The organism is Olavius algarvensis spirochete endosymbiont (assembly GCA_900608495.1).
In the GTDB taxonomy this organism is placed as follows: domain Bacteria; phylum Spirochaetota; class Spirochaetia; order DSM-2461; family DSM-2461; genus UBA2779.
Window position 1 is genome coordinate 1 of record UWYT01000122.1, and the last position, 217, is coordinate 217.

1 protein-coding gene is annotated in these 217 nt (G+C 56.2%); it reads right to left on the minus strand.

The window, feature by feature from the left end; translation table 11 throughout:
* The coding region (locus S1OALGB6SA_RS03415; protein ID WP_442789584.1) for an NHL repeat-containing protein at positions 1–217 on the minus strand (217 nt) is incomplete at both ends.

Genomic DNA, 217 nt, shown 5'->3' on the forward strand with positions numbered 1-217 from the left:
CGGCGTGATTTTCCGGATGCGGTAGCTGCCTTCATCTGCCACATAGATATTGCCGGATGAGTCTATAGCCACGTCGAAGGGTTGGTTAAACTTTGCCGTGTTGGCGGCGCCATCCGCAAAACCCCTTGTCCCAGTGCCAGCAAAGGTGGTTACCACCCCCGCCGGCGTGATTTTCCGGATGCGGTAGCTGCCTTCATCTGCCACATAGATATTGCCG